Annotated in this window: 5 protein-coding genes and 1 tRNA gene; 3 read left to right on the top strand and 3 right to left on the bottom strand. The window is 39.2% G+C overall.

Going from position 1 to position 3361, the window contains the following annotated elements; all coding sequences use genetic code 11:
• Positions 1–228: transposase (locus tag AC13CC_RS00130; RefSeq protein ID WP_482875954.1), on the top strand; the 228-nt coding region annotated here is incomplete at its 5' end.
• A 120-nt stretch (positions 229–348) separates the two neighbouring features.
• Here the strand turns inward: AC13CC_RS00130 and AC13CC_RS00125 are convergent.
• Positions 349–421: transfer RNA gene (locus tag AC13CC_RS00125), tRNA-Lys, on the bottom strand.
• A 118-nt stretch (positions 422–539) separates the two neighbouring features.
• On the opposite strand from AC13CC_RS00125, the gene AC13CC_RS00120 reads away from it, so the two are divergent.
• On the top strand, positions 540–1052 hold the full coding sequence (locus AC13CC_RS00120; protein ID WP_326280319.1) for a shikimate kinase: 513 nt from the start codon (positions 540–542) through the stop codon (positions 1050–1052).
• Here the strand turns inward: AC13CC_RS00120 and AC13CC_RS00115 are convergent.
• Together AC13CC_RS00115 and AC13CC_RS00110 are read right to left on the bottom strand one after the other, a co-directional pair.
• Entirely contained in the window at positions 1044–1541 is a 498-nt protein-coding gene (locus AC13CC_RS00115; protein ID WP_326280317.1) for a phosphoribosyltransferase family protein, read from the bottom strand. The genes AC13CC_RS00120 and AC13CC_RS00115 overlap by 9 nt on opposite strands.
• Positions 1542–1576: 35 nt before the next feature.
• Positions 1577–1948: an RNA-binding S4 domain-containing protein gene (locus AC13CC_RS00110; RefSeq protein ID WP_163627898.1), complete on the bottom strand. Its 372-nt coding sequence runs from the start codon at positions 1946–1948 to the stop codon at positions 1577–1579.
• Positions 1949–2026: 78 nt separating this feature from the next.
• Here AC13CC_RS00110 and AC13CC_RS00105 point away from each other — a divergent pair, with 78 nt between their 5' ends.
• Complete coding sequence (locus tag AC13CC_RS00105) at positions 2027–2974, top strand: FKBP-type peptidyl-prolyl cis-trans isomerase (protein ID WP_482875953.1); 948 nt, start codon at positions 2027–2029, stop codon at positions 2972–2974.
• Positions 2975–3361 lie beyond the last annotated feature (387 nt).

Below are 3361 nucleotides of genomic sequence, written 5' to 3'. Positions count from 1 at the left end.
TTGGCCCACTGGTATAAGGATGTAGAACAAACAGGGTTTAAAGCCTTCAACACCATAGCAAATACAATAACCCTTAACTATAGATCCATCTTGAATTATTTTATCAATAGAAGTACAAATGCTTCAGCAGAGTCCTTCAATACAAAAATAAAAGCCTTTAGGGCTCAGTTTAGAGGTGTAAGAAATGTAGAGTTCTTCCTATTTAGATTAACAACAATTTTTGCATAAACACAACAATTGGTCTTGATCCCTTTTAAACCATATTATATCAATTTAAGATAGGTCTAAAAAACACAAAACCCCGTAATTTAAATTACAGGGTTTAATATCTTGTGGTTTGTTATAAAGTGACCTGACTGGGGCTCGAACCCAGGACCCTCTCCTTAAAAGGGAGATGCTCTACCAACTGAGCTATCAGGTCTTCAAGTTGTGCCTAGCTGTTTGGCTAAGCGGGTGCAAATATAACATCAATAATCTATTTTCCAAGGTGAATTAATGATAAATTTGTGTTTTTTTGAAATCGGATAAAATTCTTCAATATGAAAATTGTTTTAGTGGGATATATGGCAAGTGGAAAGTCGACCGTTGGACGATTGTTGGCCAGACAATTAGGGGTCGAGTTTGTCGATTTGGACGATTATATCGAGCAACATCAAAAAAAATCCATTAAAAATATATTTTCTGAAAAAGGGGAGATATTTTTTAGGAAGTTGGAGCATCAAATGCTAGCCGAGGTTTTGGAAAAAGAAAAATCCATTATCCTATCAACGGGAGGGGGAACTCCATGCTACGGAACCAATATGGCAACGATATTGAATCAATCTGACCATTCCATATATTTAAACCTGAGTATTCCGAACTTGGTGGAAAGGATTTCAAAGGAAAAAGATGATCGGCCTTTGGTGAAAAATATTGTCGACGAGGAACTACCTGAATTTATAGGAAAACATCTTTTTGAACGCAGGCCCTATTATCTACAAGCAAAACATATTTTGGATTGTAATGATTTGGATGCTGAAACTGTTGTTGCTAGGATTAAAGAACTACTCTAAATAAACCGCATTGTTCTTGGGTTCAAAATCAACTTTAATGTGTTCGCTCAGGGATGTGGATAACGATATGCCTTTAAAATCGGCCTTGATCGGGTACTTTTTATGGTTTCTGTTTACAAGTACAGCTGTTTTTAGTTGTTTTATGGACGTTTTAAGGAAGTGGTGGGTGCCATAGATCAAGGTCGTGCCCGAGTTCAGCACATCATCTACCAAAACAATGGACTTGTTTTTGTATTCTTCCTCCGAAAGTGAGGTGCTGACCCCACTTTTCAATGGGTTCTTTTTGTCCATGTCCACTTTGCACAAAATAATCTTTGCCTCCGTAATCTTTTTCAGGACAGCTATTATTTTTTTGGCAAAACTTTCTCCTCCACCATTGATTCCGGCAACTACGATTTCTTCTTCGTCCACATTGGTCTCATAAATTTGGTAAGCGATTCGCTTTGTGATGTGTTGTATTTGATCGTGGGTAAGAATACGGTTTATCATAGTGCTTGATAGTTGATTCAAAGATATAAAACAGTTTATTCCGATTCGTCCAAAAAATCGTCCAAATCCCTGCGATCTTTCTTCGTGGGGCGCCCCAAACCTTTTTTTCGGTAATGCTTTTTGGCATATTGGAGCAGTTCGTTGTGCTCAAAGGCCTCTTTTGGGGTGGTATCCTTTCGGTAAATATCGACCAATTTTGCCCCAACACGACTTTCAGGAACATCTAAAACCGTAAGTTGGTAATCAATCTGATTTTTCCGAACAACAATTTTGTCCATGGGGTAAACATCGCGTGAGGGTTTAACGGCGCTACCGTTCACCTTTACATGTCCTTTTTTTACAGCATTGGATGCAATGCTTCTGGTTTTAAAGTATCTCGTGCACCAAAGGTACTTGTCTATTCGCATGGTCTTCGCAAATCTTTGTTAATGGACAAAGCAAAAATAATGGAAAATTGTATCTTGCGCGCCTAAATAACAGACTTGATGAGGTACGGAATTTTAGTTTTGATATGTTTTGCGGTCACACTACTATCTTGTAAAAAGAATGATGATGGAGGTGTTGTAGAGGTGCCCCCAAGCTTATTGAGCGATGTAGCGCCTGAAGATGATGAAACCATTAGGGAGTTTTTGAACACCCACTTCTACAATTATGAAGAATTTAAAAACCCTCCGGAAGGATTTGATTATAAAATCGTGATTGATACCATAGCAGGTGAAAATGCGAACAAAGAGCCAATGATGGAAAGTGCGGTTCCGGTAACGTTAAATGTTTCTTCCAGCCATTTGGGATTAAGTGCTGGAGAAGAAAATATTCCCCATACCTATTATTATATTGAAGTTTTGGAAGGTGGGGGAGGAAGTCCGACCTATGCAGATTCGACTTTGGTCAGATATCAAGGTTCTGCTTTGAATGGAACCTTATTTGATGAAAACCAGGATTTTACTTGGCAAGTATTGCCATCTCAATTTAGAGGATATGGGGATGGTATTTCCAACATGAAGGCGGGAACACCTGGTCAGGTTGTTGAAAATGGAGATGGTACCTATCAAATTTTGGATAGAGGTATTGGAATTATTGTAATGCCATCAGGTTTGGCTGCGTTTAATAGATCGGTTGGTGCTGCTGGTACTTATGCACCTGTACTTTTTAAAGTTGAACTGGGATTGTTTGTGGAAGACACGGATAGCGACAATGATGGTATTCCATCGGTACAAGAGGATTTGAACAATAACAGATATCTGTTGGATGACAACACAGATGCCGATGAAGAACCGTTTACTGTTCCGCCCAGACCGAATTACCAGGATCCTGACGATGATGGAGACGGTGTTTTAACACGGGATGAGATAATCATTGAAAATGGCGAGATCACCTTTCCAGACTCCGATGGGGATGGAACCCCCGATTACTTGGATCCAGATTCCAACTAACTTGAGTTCGATTATTATTTCTGACCTTGAAAAATGCCGTCACTTCGAGTGCGAAGCGTATCGAGAAGTGGCATTTTCGGGTTTCGCTACAGTTTTCTCAAGTTTCAACTTCACTCAACCACCGAAAATCACTCAAACTGACGATTTTGAATCACAACTTTCGAATAATCGAACCCAGGTAGTTAGCAAAGTGAATAAGTGAATAGAATGAGTCGTCCTAAAATAGGTTGACAGTTTTTAATAATTGACACTATCCCAATAAGTGTGTAAGTTGAAAATAACGGGGGTTGGGCTTTTCTAGAGCCTGACCCTTTTTTCATAGATCGTAAGGAACTGGTTTAAAATTATGCCCCAGTTCCTGATGGGCATGGACCATTTCTTGGTGGC

The organism is Flagellimonas sp. L-11, from assembly GCF_056857735.1.
The sequence above is the reverse complement of the archived record's forward strand: the minus strand, read 5'-3'. Positions and strand labels throughout refer to the sequence as shown.

What these genes read in the sequence shown, in the direction of transcription:
- AC13CC_RS00120 (WP_326280319.1), top strand. Translation starts at nt 540, where the DNA reads ATGAAAATTGTTTTAGTGGGATATATGGCAAGTGGAAAGTCGACCGTT.
- AC13CC_RS00115 (WP_326280317.1), bottom strand. Translation starts at nt 1,541, where the DNA reads ATGATAAACCGTATTCTTACCCACGATCAAATACAACACATCACAAAG.
- AC13CC_RS00110 (WP_163627898.1), bottom strand. Translation starts at nt 1,948, where the DNA reads ATGCGAATAGACAAGTACCTTTGGTGCACGAGATACTTTAAAACCAGA.
- AC13CC_RS00105 (WP_482875953.1), top strand. Translation starts at nt 2,027, where the DNA reads ATGAGGTACGGAATTTTAGTTTTGATATGTTTTGCGGTCACACTACTA.